This is a genomic window from Sphingomonas sp. Leaf242 (assembly GCF_001422045.1).
GTDB lineage: Bacteria > Pseudomonadota > Alphaproteobacteria > Sphingomonadales > Sphingomonadaceae > Sphingomonas.
Genome location: NZ_LMLW01000001.1, coordinates 727,003 through 752,538 on the forward strand (window position 1 = coordinate 727,003; position 25,536 = coordinate 752,538).

Sequence of the window (25,536 nt, forward strand, 5' to 3'; positions counted from 1 at the left end):
CCCGGTTAAGGCTAGACCAGTGCCTTGCTGGCGGCAAACTGGACGAGTGCACCGAACGTCTCGAGCATCTCGCCGTCGATTTCGTCGTCCTCGATCAGGATGCCGAGCCGGTCTTCGAGTTCGGTCAGCACGCTTGCCACCGCCATCGAATCGAGCTCGGGCAAGGCGCCGAACAGCGGTGTGTCGGGCGTGAACGCGGCGACGCGATCGGCGCTGAGACCGAGGATATCGGCGAGGACGGCGCGTACCGTCGTTTCGACTTGGGAAGTGCCTTCGAAGATCACGAGCATCGCCTGAACGGTTAGGAACCCGGCCCCGCTAGCGTGTGGGGGTGAATTCGGCAACGGCTTGGCGCTATTAGGGCGTCATGATCGCGCTCGACCCTGTTCCGTACCCCATCGACCACATCGCGCTGCGTGGTGCGCCGGATGCCGTCGCGCTGGTCGACAAGGCGGGCACGATGACGTTTGCCGAGCTTGAGGCAGGGGTCGGTGCATTGACGGGGTGGCTCGCTGGCCGAGGGCTGTCGGCCGGCGACCGCGTCGCGACGTGGCTACCGAAGACGCGCGTGGCGTGCTTGATGCCGCTTGCGGTAGCCCGAGCGGGGCTGGTGCATGTCCCGGTCAACCCGCTGCTCCGCCGAGCGCAGGTGGCGCATATTCTGGGGGACAGCGGCGCTCGTTTGTTGGTCACCCAGAGCGCGCGGGCTGGGACGCTAGACGATGGCGACGTACCGGATGGCTGCGCGATCGTGGACGAGACGGAGCTACTCTCGTTCCCTCACGAACGCGGGGGCCCAGGATTGCAGGACGCGACGCCCGTGATTCCTGGCCCCCCGCCTCCGCAGGGGAGCGGAATGATGGGCCCCTCCGACGTCGACCCCGATACCCTGGCCGCGATCCTCTACACGTCCGGCTCCACCGGCCGCTCGAAAGGCGTGATGCTAAGCCACGCCAACCTGTGGCTCGGCGCGATCTCCGTCGCGCACTATCTGAAGCTGGAGCCTGAAGACCGCGTACTCGGCGTACTCCCCTTGTCGTTCGACTACGGTCAGAACCAGCTATTCTGCACATGGGCAGCCGGCGGGTCGGTAGCGCCGCTCGACTATCTGGTCGCACGCGACGTGGTGAAGGCGGTCGAGCGGGTCGAGGCGACGACGCTGGCAGGTGTGCCGCCCTTGTGGGTTCAGCTACTGGAAGCGGAGTGGCCGATGGAAACCGCCGCGCGGTTGAAACGCCTGACCAACTCGGGCGGCGCGCTGACGCCGCGACTCGTGCGAGGCCTGCGCGAGCGGTTCCCGGCGGCGGAAGTGTACGCAATGTACGGGCTCACCGAGGCGTTCCGGTCGACGTATCTCGACCCGGCGCTGATCGATACGCATCCCGATGCGATGGGGCGGGCGATCCCGTTTGCCGAGGTTTCGGTGGTGAAACCCGACGGCACGCGCGCTGCGCCGGGGGAGGCGGGGGAACTCGTGCATTCGGGGCCACTCGTCGCGCAAGGCTATTGGCAGGACGCTGAGCGGACGGCGCAGCGGTTCCGGCCGGCACCCGATGGCAACGGCATGGCGGTCTGGTCGGGCGATACCGTCGTCGAGGGTGAGGACGGCTTGCTCCGATTCGTCGGTCGCGATGACGAGATGATCAAGAGCGCGGGCAACCGGATCAGCCCGCTCGAAATCGAGGAGGCCGTACTGGCAGGCGGCGAGGCGCGCGAGGCGGTCGCAGTCGGTGTGCCGGACGAGCGGCTGGGGCAGGCGATCGTCGTGATGCTGGCGGGGGATGCGGGTGAGGAAGCGGCGTTGCGGGCGCGATTGCGGACCGCTCTACCGAGCTTCATGCAGCCGGGGGGGTATCTCTGGCGGGATGAATTACCGCGTAATGCCAATGGGAAGTTGGACCGGTCTGCCATTGCGTCGGAGGTAAAAGCTTGTTCTCCCGCGAAGGCGGGAGTCCAGTCTGGGGCCCCGCCTTCGCGGGGGAACATGGAGGGGAGCGCGTCATGAAACCGATGGGTGCTCTTCCTCCTGAGTTCGCACAGCAGGATGGTCCGCTAACGATCGGCGGTCGGCCTGCCGATGGTTGGGCTGTGGAGGCAGGCGACACGCCGCTGTTCGTCTACGACATGGCGATCGTCGCTGCCCGCATCGCGCGGTTTCGTGCGGCGATGCCGGCGATCGACCTCCATTACGCGATCAAGGCCAATCCGCACGCCGACCTGCTGACCGCCATCGCGCCGCTGGTAGACGGGCTCGACGTCGCTTCCTCGGGCGAACTCGCGAAGGCTATGATCGTCAAACCCGCCGTCTCGATCAGTTTCGCGGGTCCCGGCAAGCGCGACGACGAACTCGCCGCCGCGATCACCGCCGGCGCCACGCTCAACGTCGAGTCGGAAGGCGAGGCGGCACGGGCGTTCGCGATTGGCGACCGCCTCGGGCAAACACCGCGCATGGCGGTCCGCGTAAACCCCGACATCGAACTCCGCGGCTCGGGGATGCGGATGGGAGGGCGCGCTTCGCCGTTCGGGGTCGATGCGGTGCGGGCGGCCGCGCTCGTGAAGGCGATCGTCGCGGCCGGCGCGGACTGGCGCGGCTTTCATATCTACGCTGGCAGCCAGGCGCTGGATTCCGCCGCGATCATCGAGACCCAGGCCGCGACGATCGCGCTCGCCGCCAGACTAAGCGATGAGGCCAGCGTCGCGCCCCCGCTAGTGAATCTCGGCGGCGGTTTCGGCGTTCCCTATTTCGCCGGCGACGTTGCGCTGAACGTCGAGCGCGTCGGCGAGGCGCTGGCCGATGCGCTCGCATCCCGTCCCGCAATCCTCGCCGAAACGCGGTTCGCGATCGAACTCGGTCGCTGGCTCGTCGCCGAAGCCGGTGTCTATCTGACCCGCATCATCGACATAAAGCAAAGCCAGGGCGAGACCTTCGTCATCGTCGACGGCGGCCTCAACCACCAGCTCGCCGCCAGCGGCAATTTCGGCACCGTCGTCCGCCGCAACTATCCGATCGCGGTCGCCGCCCGTATGGGCCACGCGCCCACCGAAACCGTCTCCGTCGTCGGCCCCTTGTGTACGCCGCTCGACCGGCTCGGCGACAAGGTCGCGCTCCCCCCTGTCCATATCGGCGACCTGATCGCGATCTTCATGGCCGGAGCCTATGGTGCGAGCGCCAGCCCGGCGGCGTTTCTCGGGCATCCACCCGCTACCGAGATCGTATCTGTGCTATAGCGACGCGGTGCTGACCTATCGGAGCATGGTTACGAGGCGCTCCTAACGCTATCTTCACCTGTTCCCTCCATAGCGAAGGCCGAGTTTAGCCGACTGTCGGGCTGCCGATGGGCGGTGTGACACCAGGAGAAAAGTGCCAATGCGTTCCGGATCCGTTTCGAAATCCCTGCTGACCCTTGGCGTGGCCGCGACCACGCTCGGTGCCTGCACGAGCACCGGCGGTCGTCCCGAACTGCCGCCTGCCGCCTATGTCGCGAACAAGGAGCTGCCGGGCGAGCAATACGTGATCGGCCCGCTCGATCAGCTCAACATCTTCGTCTGGCGCAATCCCGAATTGTCGTCGAAGGTTCAGGTGCGTCCCGACGGCCGGATCACGACGCCGTTGATCAACGACATGCCCGCGGTCGGCAAGACCCCGGCGATGCTCAGCGACGACATCAAGAAGGCGCTCGCCGCCTATATCAAGGACCCGATCGTCTCGGTGATCGTCGAGAATTTCAGCGGCACCTATAGCCAGCAGGTTCGCATCGTCGGCGCGACCGAGAAGCCCGCCTCGATCCCCTATCGCGCGAACATGACCCTGCTCGACGCGATGATCGCGGTCGGCGGTCTCAGCCAATATGCCGCGGGCAACAAGGCACGGCTGGTCCGCTACGACCGCGCGACCGGCAAGCAAACCGAATACGGGCTGCAGATCGGCAATCTGCTCAAGAAGGGCGATTCCTCGGCGAACGTCCGGCTCGAGCCGGGCGACGTGATCATCATCCCCGAATCGATGTTCTGAGGCACGCCCAGATGAACGGGATCTACGACGAGGTGCGCATCGCGCTCCACACCATCTGGACGCGGCGCTGGCTGGCGCTCGGCGTGGCGTGGGGCGTGTGCGTGCTCGGCTGGCTGGTCGTCTCGCAGATCCCGAGCCGGTATGAGTCGACCGCGCGCGTGTTCGTCCAGATGCAGACGATCCTGCCCGCCGGGATGGACGGCGTGCCGCAGAGCGTGCCGATGAGCGTGGACGCGATCCGCACCACGTTGACCTCGGCTGTTACGCTGGAAAAGGTCGTGCGCGGCACCGATCTGGCGGCGACCGTGTCGAGCGATCGCGATGTCGCCGACCGCGTGTCGAGCCTCGCACAGAATATCAAGATCGTCTCGCAACAGGATAACCTGTTTCAGATTACCGCCACCGCCTCCAATCCCAAGCTGGCGCGACAGGTCACGCAGAAACTGATCGACCTGTTCGTCGAGCAGAATTTGGCGGGCGATCGATCGAAGACCACGCAGAGCCTGACCTTCCTCGACCAGCAGCTCGCGGCCCGGCAGAAGCAGCTCTCGGATGCCGAGGGCAAGCGCGCCGATTTTCAGAACCGCTATCTCGGCGCGTTGCCGGGGACCGGGTCGATCAGCGACCGGATCGGTGCGGCGCGGTCGCAGATGTCGCAGGTCGACGGCGATCTGGCGGCGGCGCAGTCGAGCCTCGCCGCAGTGCAGGGGCAGATGGCGGGAACCCCCGCGACCGTGGCGGGCGTTGGCGGTGTAGCCGGCGCGGCGGGTCCGGCCCGCGCGCGCTTGCAGGCGATCCAGGGCCAGCTCGCCGATGCGCGCGCGCGCGGCTATACCGAGAACCATCCCGACGTGGTGGCGCTGAAGAGCCAGCTTTCTGCGGCGACCGCGGCTGCGCGGAGCGAGCCCCTGTCCGGTGTCAGCGCCAATGGCAGCGCGCAGAACCCGCTCTATGCCTCGCTCCAGTCGATGGTGGCGGACCGTCAGGCGACCGTTGCGTCGCTGCGGATGCGGAAGAGCCAGCTGCAGGGCGATCTCGACATGCTCAACTCGAAGCTCGCGGGCGATCCCGAGGTCGCCGCCGAACAGGGTTCGATCGATCGCGACTACCAAGTGCTCAAGGACCAGTACGACACGTTGCTGACGCAGCGCGAGCAGACCGCGCTGATGGGGCAGGCGCAGTCGCAGAGCGATCATGTCAAGTTCAGCGTCATCGATCCGCCGACCATGCCGCGGACGCCGAGCGCGCCGAACCGGATGCTCCTGCTGTCGGGTGTGCTGGTCGCTGGACTCGCGGCGGGGATCGGCGCAGCGTTTGCGATGGGGCAGTTGCGGACGACGTTCGCGACCACGACGCGGCTCGAAAAGGCAGCGGGGATGCCGGTGATCGGGTCGATCGGCGAAGTCGTGACGCGGGTCCAGTCGGACCAGCGGCGTTCGAAGTTGAAGATGTTCCTGGGTGGCACCGCCGCTCTGGGCGCGGCCTATGTCCTGCTGCTGGGGGTCGAGATCCTGCAGCGCGGACTGGCGGCATAAAGGGGGATGACCGTGACGAAACCTGATCGCGAACCCTCGCTGCTCGAACGCGCAGCCAAGGTCTACGACTTCAACGCGCATCTGCGCGCGCGAAGCGCTCCGCCCGCACTGGTCGACGATCTCCTGCCTGCGGACGTTCCTGCCGTCGACGATGTCCCGACCGCGGCACCGGACCGCGCTCCGACCCACGGTCCCGCCTTCGACGCGACGTTCGAGGACGCCAGCTTCCTGGCGATCCCCGAAGAACTGCGCGCGCCGATCGGCAGCGAACTGTCCGACGAATTCTACCTGCCGCCGGACGAGTCCGACGATACCGCGCGGATCGACCGCGGCATGCTGGCGGCAAACGGCATGATCGTGCCCGGCGCGCCGGTCGGCCCGCTCGCCGAAGAGTTTCGCCTGATCAAGCGCCAGCTGTTGATCGCGAGCGCACGGATCGCCGAGAGCGACAGCCCCGAAAAGGCGCGCATGATCCTGGTCTGCTCGGCGCGGCCCGAGGACGGCAAGACCTTCTGCGCGATCAACCTGGCGCTTTCGATCGCCGCCGAGCGCGACACCGAAGTGCTGCTCGTCGACGCCGACGTCGCCAAGCCCGACGTCGCCAACCAGCTCGGGCTCAGCGCCGGCGCCGGACTGCTCGATGCGCTTGCGGATTCCGCGATCGACGTCGAGGATCTCGTGATCCGGACCGACGTGGCGCACCTCTCGGTGCTGCCCGCGGGTACCAAGACCGCGATGGACACCGAACTGCTCGCCAGTGCGCGGACCAGAACCGTGATCGCGCGGCTGCTCGCGGCCAACCCCCGCCGCATCATCATATTCGATTCGCCCCCTGCGCTCGCTGCGTCGCCCGCCTCGGTGCTGGCGATGCGCGTCGGCCAGGTGATGCTCGTCGTCCGCGCCGATCGCACGCCCGAAAGCGAACTCCGCGCCGCGGTCAACCTGCTCGACGGATGCGAGCACATCCAGCTCGTCCTGAACGCGGTGTCCTTCGTCCAGGGCGGCGCGCGGTTCGGCAGTTATTACGGCCATGAGGTGTCGCAGTGAGCCGGCACGTGTTCCGGATACTCGCGCTGGCGGGCACAGCGCTGACGTTCGGCGCGCCGGCGGCGGCGCAGACCATCCAGTCGGGGCAGTCGGGGCAGGCGGGGGCGACCGATCAACCCGCGCAACTGGAGCAGACCGCGCAGTCCGGCCAGACCCAACGACGCGTGTCGGTCAGACCGTATATGGAGGCGAGCCAGATCTTCGACGCCGACCTCAATGGCGGCGACGTGCTCACCTACACCAGCCTGGCCGCTGGCGTGGATGCGGCGATCGCGACGCAGCGCGTGTCGGGGCAGGTCAGCTACCGCTACGAACACCGGTTCGCGTGGAACAAGAACGCCGTCGACAACGACATTCACTCGGGGCTCGCGCGGGTCGACGCCCGCGTGACGCCGAACCTGACTCTCGAGGCAGGCGGCATCGCCACGCGCACCCGCTCCGATATCCGGGGCGCCGCACCGGGCCTGCTGATCGGCAATGTCGACAACGTGTCGCAGCTCTACTCGGTCTATGCCGGGCCGAGCCTGACCACCCGTGCCGGACCGGTCACGTTCGATGCGAATTATCGCCTCGGCTACACTAAAGTTCAGACGCCCAGCTTCGGCGGATCGGCGCTCGCGGGCCAGCGGCTGGACTATTACGACGATTCGATCGGCAACACCGTGACCGCGCGCGCCTCGACCGCGCCGGGCAGCGTGGCGCCGTTCGGCATCACCGTAAGCGGTGCGTACGACCGCGAGACGGCCAGCCAGCTCAAGCAGCGGTACGAGGGCTATTACGGCCGCGGCGATATCCTCCAGCCGATCTCGCCCTATGTCGCGCTGACCGCGGGCGTCGGCTACGAGAAGATCGAGACCAGCCAGAAGGATGCGTTGGTCGATGCAGCCGGTGCGCCGGTGCTCGACAGGGACGGCCGGTTCGTCACCAACGACGCGTCGCCGCGGCGGATCGCGTATCGCACCGACGGCCTGTATTACGATGCGGGCGTGATCTGGCGACCCAACCGTCGGACCTCGGTCGAGGGGCATCTGGGCAAGCGCTATGGCTCGCTCAGCTTCACCGGCACCGCGACGTACCAGGCGTCGAAGTCGGTCGGCATGGCGGTCAACGTCTATGACGGCATCCAGACCTTCGGCCGCCAGCTCCGCACCGGTCTCGGCAATCTGCCGACGAGTTTCATCTCGGGCGGGCAGCAGGGCTTCGGCCAGCAGTTCAACGGTTGCGTGTTCGGTACCAGCGGCGCGCAGCCGGGTGGCTGCCTCGACAACGTGTTCCAGTCGATCTCGACCGCGAGCTACCGCGCACGCGGGGTCGACGGCGTGATCGTCGCCACCCGTGGTCGTTCGACCTGGGGCGGCGGCGTGGGCTACACCAATCGCCGCCTTTATGCGCCCGACGGCGCACCGGGGCTGGTCGTCACCGGGCTCGAAGACCAGAGCTATTACGCGCAGCTCTTCTATGCACGGTCGCTCAGCCAGGTCTCGGGGATCAACGCGGACCTGTTCGCGAACTATTACGAGCCGGGCGTCGCCAATGTCCCGCTCGAGGCCATCTCGGGTGACGACAGCGTCTGGTCCTACGGCGCGACCGGCACCTATTATCGATATTTCGGGCGACTTGGCACCACCGCGTCGCTCGGACTTTACAGCTTCAAGGTCGGTGATCTCGACAGCGACTGGTCGGCGCAGGCGCTGATCGGTGCGCGGTACCAGTTCTGAAGGCGAGTAAGATATGTACGACGAGCATTATGGTCTGACGGGTCGGCCGTTCCAGCTGACCCCCGATCCCAAATTCTGGTTCGAGACCGCGACCCACCGCAAGGCGATGGCGTATCTCGGCTATGGTCTGGCGCAGGGCGAGGGCTTTATCGTCATTACCGGCGATATCGGCGCGGGCAAGACGACGCTGGTCGGCCATCTGATGGATACGATCGATCACCAGCGCCTGAACGCGATCCGGCTCGTCTCCACCGCGATCGAGGCGGATGATCTGCTGCGGATCGTCGCCACCGAACTGAAGGTGGATCCCGCCCGGCTGACCAAGGCCGAACTGCTCACCGCGATCGAGCGCGGGCTGCACGCGGTCGCGCGGACCGGCAAGCGGACGCTGCTGATCGTCGACGAAGCGCAGGCGCTGCCGATCTCCGCGCTCGAAGAATTGCGGATGCTGTCGAACTTCCAGGCCGGCGGGCACGCGCTGCTCCAGATCGTTCTGCTCGGCCAGCCCGAGTTTCGCGATCGGCTGCACGGCTCGGACCGGCTCGAACAGCTCCGCCAGCGCGTGATCGCGATCCACCATCTCGATCCGATGGAGGCTGACGAGGTGTCGGAATATCTGGCGCACCGTCTGTCGGTGGTCGGCTGGACCGGCAATCCCGACTTCGCGGACGATGCGTTCGCCGCCTTCTACGCGGGCTCGGCAGGCGTGCCGCGTCGCCTGAACATGCTCGCCGGCCGCGTCATGCTGCACGCCGCGATCGAGGACCTGACGGTGATCGACGCCAACGTCGTGCGCGCGGTCCAGCGCGATCTCGAGGGTGACCTGCCGACGATCGCGACCGACACCGCGAAGAATGCGCACGTCTCTGAGGCTGCGACCAATCGTCAGGCCGCGCCCGCCGCCGTCCCCACAATGGCGCCCCTCGATCCGGCGATCGTCGACCGCATCGCCGATCTTGAGGCGCGTGTCGAATTGCAGGACGAGGCGCTGCGTCGCGTGCTGACCTTGCTCGTCGACTGGGTCGAAAGCGACACCGACAAACCCGACTATTCGCCGATCCGCGGCGTTGCTGCCTGGCATGATGCGGCCTGACGTGACGGCGCACAAACCTACCGTTCTCAATGGCATGTCGGTCGATGTCGAGGATTGGTTCCAGGTTGGTGCGTTCGAGAACGTGATCGACAAGGCGGACTGGGATTTGCTGCTGCCACGCGTCGAGGCGAACACCGACGCGGTCCTCGCGCTGTTTGCCGAACGCGATACCAAGGCGACGTTCTTCACGCTCGGCTGGGTGGCGCACCGCTATCCCGCGCTGATCCGGCGGATCGTCGATGCGGGTCATGAGATCGCGAGCCACGGCTGGGATCACCAGCGCGTCTTCACGATGACGCCGGAGGTGTTCCGCGCCGATCTGGTACGTGCACGCAAGGCGATCGAGGATGCGGCCGGCACCAACGTCACCGGGTACCGCGCACCGAGCTTCTCGATCGATCAGCGGACGCCCTGGGCGCATGTCGAACTGGCCGCGGCAGGCTATGCCTATTCGTCGAGCGTCGCGCCGGTGAAGCACGATCATTATGGCTGGATCGACGCGCCGCGCTATGGATTCAAGCCGCTTCCCGACAGCGCGCTGATCGAGGTGCCGGTGACGGTCGCCAAGCTCGGCGAGCGCAAGCTGGCCACGGGCGGCGGGTTCTTCCGCCTGCTGCCCGGGGCGATCACCGATTTCGCAGTGCGTCAGGTCAATCGCGAAGACCGGCCGGCGATGTTCTACTTCCATCCCTGGGAGATCGATCCTTCGCAACCGCGCGTTGCCGCGGCACCGTTACGGTCGAAGATCCGGCATTATTCGCGGTTGGGCGCGATGGCGGGCAAGTTGCGCGGGCTGCTCGGGCGCCACGCCTGGGGCCGCGTCGACACGGTTGTCGCGCGCGAAGCGGCCCGGCTGGCGTGACCGCGCCGATGCCCGTCGGCGTGCGCGAAGCGGACCTTCGCGATCCGGCGGCGTGCGCGCGGATCGAAGCGTTCGTTGCGACGACCGAGGGCGCGACGCCGTTTCACCTGCCTGCATGGAGCCGCGCGGTGCAGGCGGGCTGTGGCCAGCGCGCGCGCTATCTGCTGTCGGAGGACGCGCGCGGTGCGATCGTCGGCGTGCTGCCGCTGACCGAGATGCGCTCGCCGTTGTTCGGGCGCGCGCTGGTGTCGACCGGGTTCGGCGTCGATGGCGGTGTGCTCGGGGATGCGGTCGAGCCGCTCGCGGCGGGGGCGTGGAACCTCGCGCTACGGATCGGCTGCCCGTCGGTCGAACTGCGCGGTGGTCGGGCGCCTGAGGGTTGGGCAAGCGATGATACCAGCTATCTTGGCTTCGCGCGCGATCTTGCCTTGGACGACGACGCCGAACTGCTGGCGATCCCGCGGAAACAGCGCGCCGAAGTCCGTCGGTCGCTCGGGTTCGATCTGGAGATCGTGACGGGCAACGACCGCAAACTGCTCGCGGAGCACTATCATGTTTATGCGGAGTCGGTCCGCAATCTCGGCACGCCGGTGTTTCCCGCCAAACTTTTCCGTAGCGTTGTGAACGCCATGGATGCCGATGTTTTGACTGTCCGGCATGAGGGCAGGGCGGTGGCGAGCGTCCTCAGCCTGTATCATGACGGCATCGTCTATCCCTATTGGGGCGGCGGCACCGACGCTGCGCGGGGGCTGCGCGCCAACGACCGGATGTATTTCGCGCTGATGGGACGCGCGCGCGCGCGGGGATGCACGCGGTTCGATTTCGGGCGCTCGAAGACCGGCACCGGGGCGGCGGCGTTTAAGAAGAACTGGGGGTTCGTGCCGGAGCCGCGGTTGTACGCCAAGCGCAGCAACGGACCGGCGCGCGAGGTCAATCCGCTCAACCCCAAATACGCGCTGATGGTGCGGACCTGGAAGCGATTGCCGCTGTGGGCCGCCAACGCCGCCGGGCCGTGGATCTCCCGAGGTCTGGGGTGACTCTGCTGTTCCTGGCGCACCGCGTGCCGTTCCCGCCCGACCGTGGCGACAAGATCCGCAGCTTTCACATCCTCCAGTATCTGGCGAAGCGCACGCGCGTTCATCTGGTCGCGTTTGCGGACGATGCGGCGGACGTCGATCCGCCGACGGCGTTCACGGACATACTGGCGAGCTGCACGATCGTGCCGCGCACCAAGTCGCAGAAGCGGGCGGCGGTCGAGGCGTTGGCGACCGGCAGGCCGGTATCGCTGACCGCGTTCGCGCATCCCGCGATGCAGGCGGCGATCGATCGCGTGATGCCTAACGTCAGCGGTGTCTACTGCTTCTCAGGCCAGATGGCGCAGTATTTGCCGGTCGACGCACCGCCGGTCGTGATGGATTTCGTCGATGTCGATTCCGCCAAGTTCTCTGGGTTCGCCGAGGACTCCCGCGGGCCGATGCGCTGGATAATGCAGCGTGAGGCTCGGCTCTTGGGGGCGTTCGAACGCGAGGTTGCGGGGCGGGTCTCGGCGAGCCTGTTCGTCAGCACCGCCGAAGCCGCGATGTTTCGCGGCGGCGGCGCGCCCGGGCGTGTGCTCGCCGTCGAGAACGGCATCGACTCGGTAGAGTTCGATCCGGGCGCGCAGTTCGCCAATCCTGCCCCCCTCCCTGAAAGGGAGGGGCCGGGGGTGGGTCGGTTTCCCCAAGCTTCAACGCCAGTGGCACAAGCCAGCCAACCCACCCCCAGCCCCTCCCTTTCAGGGAGGGGGGCAGAAGCGCTGATCGTCTTTACCGGGCAGATGGACTACCGCCCCAACATCGACGCGGTTACCTTGTTCGCGCGCGACATCCTGCCGCTCGTCCGCCAGCACACCCCCGCGCGGTTCGCGATCGTCGGCCGCGCGCCCACGCCCGCGGTTCACGCGCTCGCCAGCAACCACGTCACCGTCACCGGCGAAGTCGATGACGTCCGCGGCTGGCTCGCGGCCGCCGACGTCTGCGTCGCGCCGCTGAAACTCGCGCGCGGTATCCAGAACAAGGTGCTCGAGGCGATGGCGATGGCGCGTCCGATCGTCGCCTCCACCGCCGCGGCCGAGGGAATCGACCACGCCGGCACGATCCGCGTCGCCGAAACCGCGCGCGACTTCGCCGACCAGGTGGTAGCACTGCTCAACGCCCCCGAAACCGCCGCCACGCTCGGCACCGCCGCTCGTGCGCAGGTGATCCGACGCTATGGCTGGGACGCACGCCTTGCGCCGCTCGACGCACTGCTCGACCTTAAGGCATGACCGACTGGCGCCGCCACGGGATCGCGCTCGCGCTGGTGGCGGCGATCATCCTGCTGATCTTCCGCAGCGACGTCCGCGATCTCGCGCGGATCTGGTGGACCAGCACGACCTTTGGGCACTGCCTCTTCATCGGGCCGGTGATCGCGTGGCTGGTATGGCAGCGCCGCACCGAACTGGCGCAGCTCGTGCCGACCGGCTGGTGGCCGGGGCTCGCGCTAATCGCGATCGGCGGGGTCGGCTGGCTGATGGGCGACGCCGCGTCGGTCGGTTTCGCGCGCCAGCTCGGGCTGGTGATGATGCTGCAGGGCGCCGTATTGACGATCCTCGGCCCCAATGTCGCCCGCGGGCTGCTGTTCCCCTTGTGCTACGCATTCTTCCTCGTGCCGTTCGGCGAAGGCCTCGAACCGCCACTCCAGACCGTGACGGTCGCGATCGTCATGCCGTTGCTGCATCTGGTCGGCGTGCCCGCGGTGGTCGACGGCGTGCTGATCCACGCCGGCCGCTATTATTTCGAGGTGGCGGAAGCGTGCTCGGGCGCCAAGTTCGTCATCGCGATGGTCGCGTTTGGCGTGCTCGTCGCCAATCTGTGCTTCGTCTCCGGCCGACGCCGCGCGATCTTCCTGATCGTCTCCGTCGTCGTCCCCGTCATCGCCAACGGCTTCCGCGCGTTCGGGACGATCTGGGCGGCCGACCTGACCTCGGTCGAGGCGGCGACCGGGATCGACCACATCATCTATGGCTGGGTGTTCTTCGGCGTGGTGATGGCGGGCGTGCTCGCGATCGGCTGGCGGTGGTTCGACCGCGCGCCCGATGATCCCGCGTTCGATCCCGCGACGCTCCAGGCGCCGCGCCGCCGTCGTACCGGCGCGGTGCTCGCCGCCTGTCTTGCGGTGGCGACTGTCGCGGTGTTCCCCGCCTGGAGCGCCGCGGTCGCCGGACGGGCACAGCGATTGCCCGCGCATATCGACCTGCCCGAGATCGCCGGCTGGCACCGCGTGTCAGTCAGCACGCGCGCGCCGTGGATGCCCTATTATCCCGGCGCGGATCATTATCTGTTCGGGCGCTATGCCGACGCCTCGGGCGCGACCGTCGACATGAGCATCGCGGTGTTCGGCAGCCAGCACGAGGGCAAGGAGTTGATCGCGTTCGGCACCGGCGTGCTGCGCGAAGAGGATCGCTGGGTGCGCGTCGCCGATCTTCCGGACATCGCCGACGCGAGCGGCGCGGGCGGCAGCGTCATGCGAATCACCGCGCCCGGCCCCGTGGAGCGGATCGTCGCGACGTGGTACCGGGTGGGCGACGCAACCACCCATGACGAGACGCTGGTGAAGATCGAGACGATGAAGGCGCGGCTGCTCGGCGGTCCGCAACGCGCAGTGGCGATCCACCTGTCGACCGAGGGCGCCGATCCGCGCCCGGTCGTGCGCTTCCTGTCCGCGCTCGGGCCGCTCGACCGGATCGCCGATCGCGCCGCGGGCCAAATCGCGGGGGCACGCTAGATGTGCGGCATCGCCGGGATCTTCCATCCGGGCACCCCCAAGCCGGTCGAGCCCAATCGCGTCCTCGCGATGATCGCCGCGCAGGCGCATCGCGGACCCGACGGCGACGGCATCTGGACCGCGCCGGGGGTCGGCCTCGGCCATCGGCGCCTGTCGATCATCGATCTCGAGGGCTCGCCGCAGCCGATGTCGGACGGGTCGCTGACGATCACGTATAATGGCGAGATCTACAACTTCGCCGACCTCCGCGCCGAACTGACCGCGAAGGGCGCGATCTTCCGCACCGAAGGCGACACCGAAGTCCTGCTCCACGGCTGGCGCGCCTGGGGGCCGTCGATGCTCGACCGCTTGAACGGCATGTTCGCCTTCGCGATCCACGATTCGCAGGCGCACACGCTGTTCCTTGCGCGCGATCGGATGGGGGTGAAGCCGCTCCACTATGTCGAGCTCGCGGACGGGTCGCTCGCCTTCGCGTCCGAACTGAAGGGCCTGCTGGCGCATCCGCAACTGCGCCGCGTGCCCGATCTGAGCGCGGTCGAGGACTATCTGGCGTTTGGCTACGTACCCGATGACGCGTGTATCGTCGCGGGCGTGAAGAAGCTCGCGGCCGGCCATTTCCTGCTGGTCGAGCGCGGACGTCCGGTGCCGCAACCGCGCAAATGGTGGGACATCGACTTTTCCAATCGCGCGACCGGGTCGGCCAAGGCGCTCGGCGAGGAACTGGTCGACCGGATGCGCGCCGGCGTCCGCTCGCGGATGGTCGCCGACGTCCCGCTCGGCGCGTTCCTGTCGGGCGGAGTCGACAGCTCGGCGGTGGTCGCCTTGATGGCCGAGGCCAGCCCGAAGGCGGTCCGCACCTGCACGATTGGGTTCGACGAGGCAGGACATGACGAGCGCGCGTTCGCCGACACGGTCGCGCGCCGTTTCGCCACCGACCACCGCGAGCGGGTCGTCGCGTCGGGCGATTTCGGCCTGATCGACACGCTCGTCGCAAGCTTCGACGAGCCCTTTGCCGACGGATCCGCGCTCGCGACCTATCAGGTCTGCGCTCTCGCACGCGAAAGCGTCACCGTGGCCTTGTCCGGCGACGGCGCGGACGAAGCGCTCGCCGGCTATCGTCGGTATAAATTCCACGCGGCGGAAGAGCGGGTCCGCGGTCTGCTCCCGTCGCATTTTCGTACCGAGGTCTTCGGAACGCTGGGCCGGTTCTATCCCAAGGCCGACTGGGCGCCGCGTCCGCTGCGCGCTAAGTCGACACTGCTCGCGCTCGCGCAAGGTGGCGGCGAGGCCTATGCGCGTTCGGTCGGTGTGACGTCGCCCGAGCTTCGCGCGCAGCTGTTCACCGCCGGTGCCCGCGCGCAGCTCGGCGGCTATCGCGCGGAAGATCGCTATGTCGCGACGATGGCGAACGCGCCCGCGCGCGATGCGATCGACCGCGCGCAATATGCCGATATCAAGCATTGGCTGCCCGGCGATATCCTCACCAAGGTCGATCGCACGAGCATGGCGGTTGGGCTCGAGGCGCGCGAGCCGCTGCTCGATCACCGCCTGATCGAATTCTGTGCGACCTTGCCGGCGAACATGCGGCTCCGTCGCGGCGAGGGCAAATGGCTGATGAAGAAGGGGATGAGGCCCTATCTGCCGCGCGAGATCCTGTATCGCCAGAAGATGGGCTTCGTCACGCCGATCAGCGCATGGTTCAGGGGCGCGTTGGCGGGCGAGGCGGTGGCGCTCGCCAAGTCTCGGACGCTAGGCGAAACTGGGTGGTTCGACATGGCGACGATCGCCCGGATCGCGGACGAACACCGGGCCGGGCGGGCCGAGCACGGCCGCACGCTCTGGCAGTTCGTGATGCTCGAACGCTCGATGAAACGGGTGTTCGGCTAGGCTTCAATGCGACTGCATGGGCTCGACGCTGGTACCTGCGCGCGCGATCAACGCTTCCAGCGCGGCATCGTCGAGCCGACCTGCCGTCCGCAGCGCCGCCTCGGGGGTCATCGCGATCACCGCGCCACCGGGGCCATCGATGATGACCTCGCCCTCCTCGTGAAAAACGTCGCGTGGCTGGTCATGCGGCTGGGTCATCGTGGCTCTCCCGGTATCGTAGGATAACGCCGGACCCCGCGACTAGCTCCCTAGACGCGCGGCGGCGCTAGCCCGCGACGAGTTCGCCCATCCAGCGATCGAACAATTGCGGCCAGAGCGATCCCGGCGCGCGCGGTGACAGGCGCGTGCCAAAACCGTGTCCGCCATGCTGGAGGAAATGTGCCTCCGCCGGGATGAGGGCGCGACGCGCGGCGGCGAGCGTGTCGACGCTGTTGGCGACGGGCACGGTGTTATCGTCCTCGGCGTGGACGAGGAACAGTGGCGGGTCGCCGGCCTTCAACTGGCGGTCGACCGCGTAGCGCGCCTGTACCGCGGGCAGCGGATCGGGGCCGAGCAGGTTGGCGCGCGATCCGCCGTGGCTGCGGCCGGGATCCATGTTGGAGACCGCGTACATGAGCCCCGCCCAGGCGGGGCGGGCGGAATGGCGATCGGTGGCGTCGATCGGGCGGTAGGCCTTGAAGTCGTGCAGCACGGCGACCGATCCGGCGAGGTGGCCACCGGCGGAAAAGCCGAGCACGCCAAGCTTCTCCGCCCTGATCCCGTAAGTGCGCGCGTTGGCGCGGATCAGCCGCATCGCGCGCTGCGCGTCGGCAAGCGGGACATCGGCGCGGTCGGCCCAGCCTTCGCCGGGCAGGCGGTAGCTCAGCACGAATGCGGTGATCCCGAAACCATTGAGGACGCGTGCGACGTCGATGCCCTCGTTGCGGAGCGAGGTGATCGAATAGCCGCCGCCGGGAACGATCAGTACCGCGCGGCCGTCGGGCCGAGCTGGGCGGAACACGCCGACCTCGGGCCGCACCACGCCGCGCATCTGAAAGTCGCGATAGCCGTCCGGGTAGCGTGGCATGCGCGGCTGCGGGACCGGTAGCGGGTTCGGCGCGCCTGCCGGGATACCGGGCCAGAGCGCGAACCGCTCTGCGGGCGGCCACATCGGCATGTCCGTCGTGCGCAGCTGAGCGGCGGTGAACTGTGCACCGCTCCGCGCGAATGCAGGAAGCGCCAGCCCGGCGGCGAGGGGGAGGGTGAGCAAAGAACGGCGATCGAAGGTCATGGCGAAATCCTAGACGATCGGACTGCGTTCGGGGAGGGGCGGGCGCTACGATCGGCGATTATTCGCATGCGGTGTCGGGCGCCTCTCAAAACACGGCGAGCGCGGCATGCAGCGTGAGCGCGACGAGCATCAGGCTCGACAGCATAAAGAAGACAAAGCGGGCCCCGACGCGGTTGCTGGTCGCCTGGACGAGGCTGTGCGCGATCCGCAGCCCGACATAGGCCCAGGCGATCCAGGCGTTGACGCCGTTGCCCGTGTCGCTCAGCGCGAGCACGGCGCAAACCGCGTAGAACAGCGTCGGCTGCTCCATCAGATGATTGTAGTTGTGTGCCTTCCACTGCACCTGCGGAGGCAGTGATCGATCCGCGTCGGACGCCTTGGTGCCGACGAGCTTGCCCATGTCGACGCCGGCCGCCTTCATCGCCGGCAACCGCGTCGCAAGCGTCCAGCCCAGCATCACGAGCGTCCACGCGATCAGCACGACCATCGGCCGCAGGATCTCGCTATGCATGAAAAAGCCTCCCCCGGTTATCCGGAGGAGGCTGCATCAATTGCCCGACAGGAGCAACGCTATCTGATCCTCCCCCGCCAGGGGGAGGTGGCAGGCACTTGCCTGACGGAGGGGGAGGAAAGGGCAAACGGGCGTTATCGCCGCCTCCCCCTCCGCCGCTTCGCGCCACCTCCCCCTTGCAGGGGAGGATCAGCGAAGTAGCCTCAGGCCTTGTCGAAGCTCGCGCCCCACTTGCGGACCGGACGGTCCTTCCAAAGACCACGATGATACGCATCAGACGCCAGCAGCGGCATGACCGAACCCGCCTCGGCGAACACCATCTGCTCGATGCCCGTGTTCACCTTGCCCCACGATGCCGCTTCCTGCAGCGTCGAGGACGAGCAAGCACCATCACGCACGTCGGCCACCGTGATCTGCACCGCGTACTTGTGAACCTGGACGTCGTCGTGACCGAGGATTTCGGCGCACACCACGGTGTCCTGGATGAAGTTCTTCGGCACGCCGCCACCGATCATCAGCAGCCCCGTGGTGCCCGCCTTGATCTTGATCTCGGTGAGCTCGCGGAAGTCGGCGATCGCGTCGAGGACCATGTACGGCTTGGCCGCCTTCACCGCATCGACCTGGTGCTTGACCAGACCGAAGCCTGCCGACGAATCGACGAATGCCGGGCAGAAGATCGGCACGTCATGCTCGTAGGCGAGCTTGACGAGACTGTTCTCCTTCTTGCCGTGCTCGACGAGATACTTGCCCATCTCGCGGATGAACTCGCGGCTCGAATAGGCGCGCGGCTCGAGCGTCTCGGCGATCTCGAAGATCGTGTGGTCGACGTGCTGGAGCTCTTCCTCGTCGATATAGGTGTCGTAGATCCGGTCGATCATCAGCGAGCGCAGCACGTCGTCGTGCGGCACTTCGAGCGCCTGGTAATGCTTGTGGCCGAGGCCCTCGAAGAAATCCATGTCGACGATCGTCGCGCCGGTCGCGACGATGCCGTCGATCATGTTGTTGCGCAGCAGCTCGGCATACAGGTCCATGCAACCGCCGGCCGAGGTCGAGCCCGCGATCACGAGGAAGATCGTGCAGTCCTTGTCGGCCAGCATCTGGTTGTAGATGTCGGTCGCACGGCCGAGATCGCGGCTGGTGAACGACATCTTCTTCATCGCATCGACGATCGGCCGCGCGTCGAAGCTGGTGATGTCGATATGCTCGACGGTAGTGGAAAGGAGTTCCGCCTTGCGCTGCGCGTCGATGCGGGTGTCTTCGGTCATAACATGCTCCATAAATCCCCCTTCCGCTTGCGGGAGGGGTTAGGGGAGGGACTGAAATATCCGCGAACGCCACGCTCGCGGACAAGCCCTCCCCCGACCCCTCCCGTAAACGGGAGGGGAGGAAGAAGGGCGCGGTACTAAAGCTTGGTTACAGCTTGACGACGTTCGACGCGAGGTCTTGGAAACGCTCATCATACAGCGAGACCATCGGCTCGTCGGTGACGATCACCGTCTCGTCCGATCCAAACCCGTTGAACGCGGTCCGCATCGCCGAGCCATACGCGCCGAGCATGCCGATCTCGATGTAATCGCCGGCCTTCGTATCCGCGGGCAGCATGAACGGGCCGACCATATAGTCCATGTCGTCGCACGTCGGACCATAGAAGCTGAACTCCATGTCCTTCGCACGACTGTCCGGCTCGCGGAGCAGCTCGACCGGGAAACGCCAGCCGATATGCGCCGCATCGAACAGCGCGCCGTACGCGCCGTCGTTGATATACAGCTCGGTCCCGCGGCGCTTTTCGACGCGCACGATGATCGACGAATATTCCGCGCACAATGCCCGGCCCGGCTCGCACCACAGCTCGGACGAATAGCTGACGGGCAGCGATTCGAACGCACGGTGGATCGTCTCGAAGAAATGCTCGAGCGGCGGGGGCTCCATGCCTGGATACGAGGACGGGAAGCCGCCGCCGACGTCGATGACGTCGACCGTGACCGCCGCCTCGACGATCGCCGCACGGACGCGCTCCATCGCGTTCGAATAGGCCTCCGGGGTCATCGCCTGCGAACCGACATGGAAGCAGATGCCGAGCGCGTCCGCTGCCTGGCGAGCCGCGAACAGCAGCTCCTTGGCTTCATGCGGTGCCGCACCGAACTTCGACGCCAGCGACAGCTTCGAATGCTCCGACGACACGCGCAAACGAACGCAGAGCGTCAGGTCGGTGGCTTCGCGGGTAGCACGAACGACCTTGTCGAGCTCTTCCAGGCTGTCGAGGCTGAAGGTGCGGACGCCGTGCGTGAAATACGCCTCGGCGATCGCTTCCTCGGCCTTGACCGGGTGCATGAAGCACAGCGTAGCCTCGGGCAGCGTCCGTGCGACCAAGCGCACTTCGGCAATCGACGCCACGTCGTAATGCGTGATGCCATTGTCCCACAGGATCTGTAGGAGTTCGGGAGACGGGTTCGCCTTCACCGCGTACATCGAGCGACCCGGGAACTTCTCGACGAAGAACCGAGCGGCGCGCGCAGCAGCGTGCGGACGAACGAGCGTTACCGGATTGACCGGACGCCCTTTAGCGATGTCGATGCCGCTCCCGATGTGGGAGGTGTCGGCGGTCGAATGGGCTTTCGCTAACCCCAGCGCGATATGATGCTTGACCAATTCAAGGGACCTCCAATGTCCTGAGACAAATTACAAAAACACTGCCTTGCGGTTGGAAGTCCCATGGGGCAGCGGAAGCGCGATCTAGGGTTACGCGCCCCCCATGTAAATAGCGTTTGGCGGATAGGAGACGGTGTGTGACGATTTTGCGACAACCGACCCGGGCGGGTGTGCGGGACGCCGCGGAAAAGATCGCCCGCATCCTGCCGCCGACGCCACTGTTCGTCAGTGAAATCAAGGGCGTACCGGTCGCTTTCAAGGCTGAATCGTTGCAACCAATCGGTGCGTTCAAGATTCGAGGCGCGTGGCATCGGCTCACCGCATTGGACGAGGCGACGCGACAAAAAGGCGTCGTCGCGTTCTCCTCGGGCAATCATGCACAGGGCGTGGCGTGGGCGGCGAAACGGCTAGGCATCGCGGCTACGATCGTGATGCCGTCGGACGCACCGCGACTGAAGCGCGAGTCGACTTTGGCGCTAGGCGCGGAGGTGGTCACCTACGACCGAGCCACCGAAAGCCGCGAGACGATCGCCGCGGGGCTGGCCGAAGCGCGGGGCGCAACGCTGGTGCCGAGCTTCGACGACCCGTGGATCATTGAGGGGCAGGGGAGCACAGGCATCGAGGCGGCCGCACAGATGGCGGCATTGGGCATGGGTGTGCCAAGCCGCGTCGTCATCCCCTGCGGTGGCGGCGGCCTGTCGGCAGGCATCGCGCTGGCCTTGAAGGACAGCGCGATCACCGTCGTCGAACCCGAAGGCTGGGATGACATGCGCCGCTCGCTGGAGGCATCCTGGATCGAACCGGTCGGCCCCAACCCGCCGCCGACCGCCTGCGACTCGCTCCAGACCTTGCGCGTGTCGCCGCTCACCTTCGACGTCCTCTCCCGACGCGACGCGACCGGTGTTGCGGTCAGCGAGTCGGAGATCGCCGCAGCGCAGCGCTGGGCGGCGGAGAAATTGCGCCTGGTGATCGAACCGGGCGGCGCGGTCGGGCTGGCGGCTGTTCTGTCCGGCAAAGTGAAGCTCGAATCCGGCCTGCTCGTTATCCTGTCCGGCGGCAACGTCGACCTCGTCGCTTATGCAAGGGCGATGGCAGCATGAACGCCGCACTGACGTTGATCGCCGCAGCGGCGCCGGCGATTGCGATGCTGGGGATGTTCGCCTGCCTGATCGGCGGCGTCGTGCTGATCGCGAAGAGACGCGACCGCAAGAAGGGTGTGCTAATGCTGGTGATGGCAGCGGTCCTGCTAGCCAACGTAGCGATCTGGACGCTGTAACTCCCTCGCCCCTGCGGGGAGAGGGAAGGGGCCCGCCGCACTCGCGGTGGGAAGGGAGAGGGGAGTTGGGGAGAGCGTATCGATCCCCAACTCCCCCTCATTCGACGCTGCCGCGCCACCTTCTCCCCGAGGGGAGAAGGACCTCACCTAATCGGCGAGTTAGGGTCCAGCCGCATATCGAGATACTTGTCCACCGACCCCATCAACTCGGGCATCTCGTGCTCGAAAAAGTGGTTCGCCTTCGGGATCGTGTCGTGATGGATCGTGATATGCTTCTGCGTCCGCAGCTTATCCACCAGCTTCTGCGTAGCCCCCGGCGTCGCGACCTCGTCGGCCTCGCCCTGGATGATGATGCCGCTCGACGGGCAGGGCGCGAGGAACGTGAAGTCGTAAAGGTTCGCCGGTGGTGCGACAGAAATGAACCCGCGGATTTCCGGCCGGCGCATCAGCAGCTGCATGCCGATCCACGCGCCGAAGCTCACGCCCGCGATCCAGGTCGTCTGCGCTTCAGGATGGAAGCTCTGCACCCAATCGAGCGCGCTCGCCGCATCGGACAACTCGCCGACACCGTTGTCGAACACGCCCTGGCTCTTGCCAACGCCGCGGAAGTTGAACCGCAAAGTCGCGAAACCACGCCGCTGGAACGTCTTGTAGAGCTGCTGCACGATCGCGTTGTTCATCGTGCCCCCGGCCGACGGATGCGGATGCAGGATCATTGCGACAGGCGCGCGCGGACGCGGCCCCGGCGCAAAACGACCTTCGAGACGGCCTTCGGGACCGGGGAAAATGACTTCTGGCATAGGCACTCGCGAGCTGGGATACGCACTCGGGTAGAGTGCCGGATTATCGACGCTATATAGGGAACGAGCCCCTTTTCGCAATTGGAACCGACCCTGGCCCGTAACGACTCGCGTATCTACCTCGATCACGCCGCCACCACGCCGATACGCCCCGAGGCTGCCGCGGCGGTGATGGAAGGCATGGCGCGCTGGGCGAACCCCTCCTCGCCGCATGCCGAGGGGCGTGCCGCTAGGCGCGCACTGGAAGACGCACGCGCGCGGATCAAATCGGCGTTGGGCTGGACGGGTGAGGTCATTTTGACCAGTGGCGCGAGCGAGGCACTGGCTATCGGCCTGGGCCGATCCAAGGTCCAGCGTCAGCTCGTTTCCGCCGTGGAGCACGACGCCGTGTTCCGGGCCGCGCCTCAGGCCGACATCCTGCCGATCGTCGAGGGCGAACCGGATGAGGCCTTCCTTGCGGAATATCTGAGGACTGGCCCCCCGCCAGTCGTCGCGATCCAGGCGATCAATTCGGAGACAGGAACCGCCTTGCTTCCGTCCGTCAACTCGCCGGCGCTCAAGATCGTTCAGGACGCGGGCGGCTTGGTACTGGCGGATTGTTCGCAATCGGCGGGAAAAATGCCGCTCCCCGACGCGGATATGGTCGTGGTGTCGGCGCACAAGCTCGGCGGCCCTCCCGGAGTAGGGGCGCTGCTGATCCGGAATTTCGGCATGCTGGAGCCGACCGGCGGCCACGAGTCCGGGTACCGCGCCGGAACCGAGAATCTCCCAGGCGTACTCGGATTTGCTGCCGCACTCGATGTCGCAGGCGCGTGGTCGACGGGTGTCGAGCAACGGTTCGATTTCAAGAATGCGCTATACGACGCTGCCGACATCAACATGCCCGGCGTCCAGTGTTCGCACATAGTTTCCGTAGCGATGGAGCATCTGCCGTCGGCCGCACAACTGATCCGCCTGGATGCCCTGGGGTTTGCCGTTTCCGCTGGTAGCGCCTGTTCGTCTGGGACATTGAAGATCAGTCGTTCGCTGGCAGCATTCGGCATTCCCGAGGCGGTGGCAGCACGGACGATACGCGTCAGCCTTGGCTGGTCGACGACGGTCGAAGAACTGGATCTGTTCGCCGGGGCGTTTCACGACCTTGCGCACGATGCAGCGATGCGCGCCGCATGACCTACCTCGACTACCAAGCAACCACCCCGCTCGCGCCCGAAGCGCTCGCCGCGATGCTCCCGTGGCTCGAATCACAACACGCTAACCCGCACTCTCCCCACCGCGAAGGCCGCCGCGCCAAAGCCGCGGTCGAAGTCGCCCGCGATCAGGCCGCCGCGCTGCTCCCCCCCGGTGGCCGCGTCGCGTTCACCAGCGGCGCGACCGAAGCGCTAAACTGGGCGATCAAGGGCACGCCCGGCCCGATCGTCACACTCGCCACCGAACACGCTGCCGTCCTCGATACAGTCGCAGCGGAAGCGGCGAGGGGGCGCCAAGTCACGATCCTCCCGGTCAACCCAGACGGCGTGGTCGATCTCGACCAAGCCCGCGCCGCGATCCAACCCGGTACCGGCCTCGTCGCCGCGATGCTCGTCAACAACGAGATCGGCGTCATCCAACCGATCGCCGCGCTCGCCGAGATCGCCCACGCAGCTGGCGCGCTCATGCTCTGCGACGCGGTACAAGGCTATGGCCGCGCGCCCGTTCCCGACACCGTCGACCTCATCGCGATCTCCGCGCACAAGATCCACGGCCCCAAAGGCATCGGCGCACTCTGGATCCGCGACGGCGTCAATCTTGCCCCGCTGATGCACGGCGGCGGGCAGGAAGCCCCCGGCCGCTCGGGTACGCTGTCACCCGCACTCTGCGCAGGCTTCGGCGTCGCCGCACAACTCATGGCCGGCCGCAAGGACGAGGACGCCGCGCACATCGACCGCCTCTGGTCGCTCGCGCGCGACCGCCTCGGCCCCGGCTGGACGATCAACGGCGCCACCGATCAGCGCTACCACGGCAACCTCAACGTCCGCCGCACAAACCTCGACGTGAACCGCCTGATGTCCGATCTCCGCGACATCGCCCTCTCCGCCGGTTCCGCCTGCGCGAGCGGATCGGGCCGCTCCAGCCACGTCCTCCGCGCGATCGGCCTCACCGAAGCGCAGGCGCGGTCCAGCATCCGCCTCGGCTTCGGTCGCTACACCACCGAAACCGAACTCCGCGACGCGGTCGATGCGATCGTCGCTGCGGCCCAGGCGCAATGGCCATGATCGTCCGCTTCATCGCCCGCGACGGCACCGTCAGCAGCGTTGCGGCCAACCCCGGCGACCGCCTGCTCGACGTCGCGCAAGCCGACGATCAGCCGCTCGAAGGCACCTGCGAAGGCCAGCTCGCCTGCGCGACCTGTCACGTCATCGTCGATGCGGCCGACTTCCCCAAGCTGCAGCCCGCAAGCGAGGACGAGGAGGACATGCTCGATCTCGCGCACAACGCGACGCGCACCAGCCGTCTCGCCTGTCAGATTCGTCTAACCGACGCGCTCGACGGCTTGACCGTGCACATCCCCGCTTAGGTCAGCAAAGCTTACAGGAAGACAACGGCCGGTTCAGGGAACGTGCACGGCCGGAGGCACACTACTCCCTCATCGCCTCAATGTACGAGGTCTTGAGAGGAGTACCGGACATGAAGATCATCGCAATGTTCGCCGCTGGCGCGCTGGCCGCGGGAACCCTGGTCGCCTCGGCACCCGCCGACGCGCAGCGTTATGGATGGGACGGTCCGCGCGACGGCCCCGGCTGGCACGATCGCGGTCGCCACGAGGGGCGCGGCTGGGATGACCGGCGCGGCTGGGATGGCCCGCGCCACGGCTATCGCGGCTACCGCGACGGTTATCGTGGCGGCGGCTACGGTTATCGCGGCCCGCGCGGTTACGGTCGGTCGCGCGTCGTCTGCCGGATCGAGCGCGGCTATTACGGCCCGGTTCGTCGCTGTTTCGAACGGTAATTCCCGCGCCGATACGGAACCGCACCGACAGCCTCTAGGTTGGTAACATAGGTTGCAGGGGTCATCAGAACCCGCACCCATCAGGAG

Annotated in this window: 25 protein-coding genes; 18 read left to right on the forward strand and 7 right to left on the reverse strand. The window is 66.9% G+C overall.

Annotated features, from left to right (window positions below; genetic code table 11):
• Window positions 1-11: 11 nt before the first annotated feature.
• Window positions 12-290 carry an acyl carrier protein gene (locus ASF09_RS03395; protein WP_183128688.1) on the reverse strand — a complete coding sequence of 93 codons (279 nt, stop codon included), beginning with the start codon at window positions 288-290 and terminating at the stop codon, window positions 12-14.
• A 77-nt stretch (window positions 291-367) separates the two neighbouring features.
• On the opposite strand from ASF09_RS03395, the gene ASF09_RS03400 reads away from it, so the two are divergent.
• The 12 genes from ASF09_RS03400 to ASF09_RS03455 all read left to right on the forward strand — a co-directional run bounded on the left by ASF09_RS03400 (window position 368) and on the right by ASF09_RS03455 (window position 15,958).
• On the forward strand, window positions 368-2,005 hold the full coding sequence (locus ASF09_RS03400; protein WP_060524573.1) for an acyl-CoA ligase (AMP-forming), exosortase A system-associated: 1,638 nt from the start codon (window positions 368-370) through the stop codon (window positions 2,003-2,005).
• Complete coding sequence (locus tag ASF09_RS03405; protein WP_060524575.1) at window positions 2,002-3,228, forward strand: pyridoxal-dependent decarboxylase, exosortase A system-associated; 1,227 nt, start codon at window positions 2,002-2,004, stop codon at window positions 3,226-3,228. The genes ASF09_RS03400 and ASF09_RS03405 overlap by 4 nt, the downstream gene beginning before the upstream one ends.
• 139 nt (window positions 3,229-3,367) lie before the next feature.
• Window positions 3,368-4,012: an XrtA/PEP-CTERM system exopolysaccharide export protein gene (locus tag ASF09_RS03410; RefSeq protein ID WP_060524577.1), complete on the forward strand. Its 645-nt coding sequence runs from the start codon at window positions 3,368-3,370 to the stop codon at window positions 4,010-4,012.
• Between the two features lie 11 nt (window positions 4,013-4,023).
• A complete protein-coding gene (locus ASF09_RS03415; RefSeq protein WP_060524579.1) occupies window positions 4,024-5,547 on the forward strand; it encodes an XrtA system polysaccharide chain length determinant in 1,524 nt (507 codons plus the stop codon).
• Between the two features lie 6 nt (window positions 5,548-5,553).
• A complete protein-coding gene (locus tag ASF09_RS03420; protein WP_060524581.1) occupies window positions 5,554-6,594 on the forward strand; it encodes an AAA family ATPase in 1,041 nt (346 codons plus the stop codon).
• Entirely contained in the window at window positions 6,591-8,312 is a 1,722-nt protein-coding gene (locus ASF09_RS03425) for a hypothetical protein (RefSeq protein WP_235529556.1), read from the forward strand. Before ASF09_RS03420 ends, ASF09_RS03425 begins: the two co-directional genes overlap by 4 nt.
• Before the next feature lie 13 nt (window positions 8,313-8,325).
• Window positions 8,326-9,405: an ExeA family protein gene (locus tag ASF09_RS03430; protein ID WP_060524583.1), complete on the forward strand. Its 1,080-nt coding sequence runs from the start codon at window positions 8,326-8,328 to the stop codon at window positions 9,403-9,405.
• Entirely contained in the window at window positions 9,392-10,267 is an 876-nt protein-coding gene (locus ASF09_RS03435; RefSeq protein WP_235529559.1) for an XrtA system polysaccharide deacetylase, read from the forward strand. The genes ASF09_RS03430 and ASF09_RS03435 overlap by 14 nt, the downstream gene beginning before the upstream one ends.
• The gene (locus tag ASF09_RS03440) at window positions 10,264-11,304 is read left to right on the forward strand and encodes a FemAB family XrtA/PEP-CTERM system-associated protein (RefSeq protein ID WP_060524585.1); all 1,041 of its coding nucleotides are present in this window, start codon (window positions 10,264-10,266) and stop codon (window positions 11,302-11,304) included. Before ASF09_RS03435 ends, ASF09_RS03440 begins: the two co-directional genes overlap by 4 nt.
• Window positions 11,301-12,572, forward strand: coding sequence for a glycosyltransferase (locus ASF09_RS03445; RefSeq protein WP_060524587.1), 1,272 nt, complete (start codon window positions 11,301-11,303; stop codon window positions 12,570-12,572). The genes ASF09_RS03440 and ASF09_RS03445 overlap by 4 nt, the downstream gene beginning before the upstream one ends.
• On the forward strand, window positions 12,569-14,071 hold the full coding sequence (gene xrtA, locus ASF09_RS03450; RefSeq protein WP_060524589.1) for an exosortase A: 1,503 nt from the start codon (window positions 12,569-12,571) through the stop codon (window positions 14,069-14,071). Before ASF09_RS03445 ends, xrtA begins: the two co-directional genes overlap by 4 nt.
• Entirely contained in the window at window positions 14,072-15,958 is a 1,887-nt protein-coding gene (locus ASF09_RS03455; RefSeq protein ID WP_060524591.1) for an XrtA/PEP-CTERM system amidotransferase, read from the forward strand. It abuts the gene before it with no gap.
• Between the two features lie 3 nt (window positions 15,959-15,961).
• On the opposite strand, the gene ASF09_RS03460 is transcribed toward ASF09_RS03455, so the two are convergent.
• The 5 genes from ASF09_RS03460 to ASF09_RS03480 form a co-directional block, all read right to left on the reverse strand.
• Window positions 15,962-16,156 (reverse strand): hypothetical protein, encoded by a 195-nt coding sequence (locus ASF09_RS03460; RefSeq protein WP_060524593.1) that lies wholly within the window; start codon window positions 16,154-16,156, stop codon window positions 15,962-15,964.
• Between the two features lie 67 nt (window positions 16,157-16,223).
• On the reverse strand, window positions 16,224-17,228 hold the full coding sequence (locus tag ASF09_RS03465) for an alpha/beta hydrolase (RefSeq protein WP_060524595.1): 1,005 nt from the start codon (window positions 17,226-17,228) through the stop codon (window positions 16,224-16,226).
• A gap of 85 nt (window positions 17,229-17,313) precedes the next feature.
• On the reverse strand, window positions 17,314-17,739 hold the full coding sequence (locus ASF09_RS03470) for an MAPEG family protein (protein ID WP_060524597.1): 426 nt from the start codon (window positions 17,737-17,739) through the stop codon (window positions 17,314-17,316).
• 203 nt (window positions 17,740-17,942) lie between these two features.
• On the reverse strand, window positions 17,943-19,004 hold the full coding sequence (locus ASF09_RS03475; RefSeq protein ID WP_060524599.1) for a 1,9-bis(guanidino)-5-aza-nonane synthase: 1,062 nt from the start codon (window positions 19,002-19,004) through the stop codon (window positions 17,943-17,945).
• Window positions 19,005-19,152: 148 nt separating this feature from the next.
• Window positions 19,153-20,388, reverse strand: coding sequence for a type III PLP-dependent enzyme (locus tag ASF09_RS03480; RefSeq protein ID WP_060524602.1), 1,236 nt, complete (start codon window positions 20,386-20,388; stop codon window positions 19,153-19,155).
• Window positions 20,389-20,525: 137 nt separating this feature from the next.
• On the opposite strand from ASF09_RS03480, the gene ASF09_RS03485 reads away from it, so the two are divergent.
• Both ASF09_RS03485 and ASF09_RS03490 read left to right on the forward strand, forming a co-directional pair.
• Window positions 20,526-21,488, forward strand: coding sequence for a threonine ammonia-lyase (locus tag ASF09_RS03485; protein ID WP_200912499.1), 963 nt, complete (start codon window positions 20,526-20,528; stop codon window positions 21,486-21,488).
• Window positions 21,485-21,664, forward strand: coding sequence for a hypothetical protein (locus ASF09_RS03490; protein ID WP_060524606.1), 180 nt, complete (start codon window positions 21,485-21,487; stop codon window positions 21,662-21,664). The genes ASF09_RS03485 and ASF09_RS03490 overlap by 4 nt, the downstream gene beginning before the upstream one ends.
• A gap of 143 nt (window positions 21,665-21,807) precedes the next feature.
• Here the strand turns inward: ASF09_RS03490 and ASF09_RS03495 are convergent, their stop codons facing one another.
• On the reverse strand, window positions 21,808-22,464 hold the full coding sequence (locus ASF09_RS03495; RefSeq protein WP_056048342.1) for an alpha/beta hydrolase: 657 nt from the start codon (window positions 22,462-22,464) through the stop codon (window positions 21,808-21,810).
• A gap of 171 nt (window positions 22,465-22,635) precedes the next feature.
• Between ASF09_RS03495 and ASF09_RS03500 the strand changes: the two genes are divergently transcribed.
• The 4 genes from ASF09_RS03500 to ASF09_RS03515 all read left to right on the forward strand — a co-directional run bounded on the left by ASF09_RS03500 (window position 22,636) and on the right by ASF09_RS03515 (window position 25,449).
• The gene (locus tag ASF09_RS03500) at window positions 22,636-23,634 is read left to right on the forward strand and encodes an aminotransferase class V-fold PLP-dependent enzyme (protein ID WP_235529561.1); all 999 of its coding nucleotides are present in this window, start codon (window positions 22,636-22,638) and stop codon (window positions 23,632-23,634) included.
• Window positions 23,631-24,716 (forward strand): cysteine desulfurase family protein, encoded by a 1,086-nt coding sequence (locus ASF09_RS03505; protein WP_060524608.1) that lies wholly within the window; start codon window positions 23,631-23,633, stop codon window positions 24,714-24,716. The genes ASF09_RS03500 and ASF09_RS03505 overlap by 4 nt, the downstream gene beginning before the upstream one ends.
• The gene (locus tag ASF09_RS03510; protein WP_443024943.1) at window positions 24,713-25,018 is read left to right on the forward strand and encodes a 2Fe-2S iron-sulfur cluster-binding protein; all 306 of its coding nucleotides are present in this window, start codon (window positions 24,713-24,715) and stop codon (window positions 25,016-25,018) included. Before ASF09_RS03505 ends, ASF09_RS03510 begins: the two co-directional genes overlap by 4 nt.
• 110 nt (window positions 25,019-25,128) lie before the next feature.
• Complete coding sequence (locus ASF09_RS03515; RefSeq protein ID WP_060524613.1) at window positions 25,129-25,449, forward strand: hypothetical protein; 321 nt, start codon at window positions 25,129-25,131, stop codon at window positions 25,447-25,449.
• The last annotated feature ends 87 nt before the right edge of the window (window positions 25,450-25,536 follow it).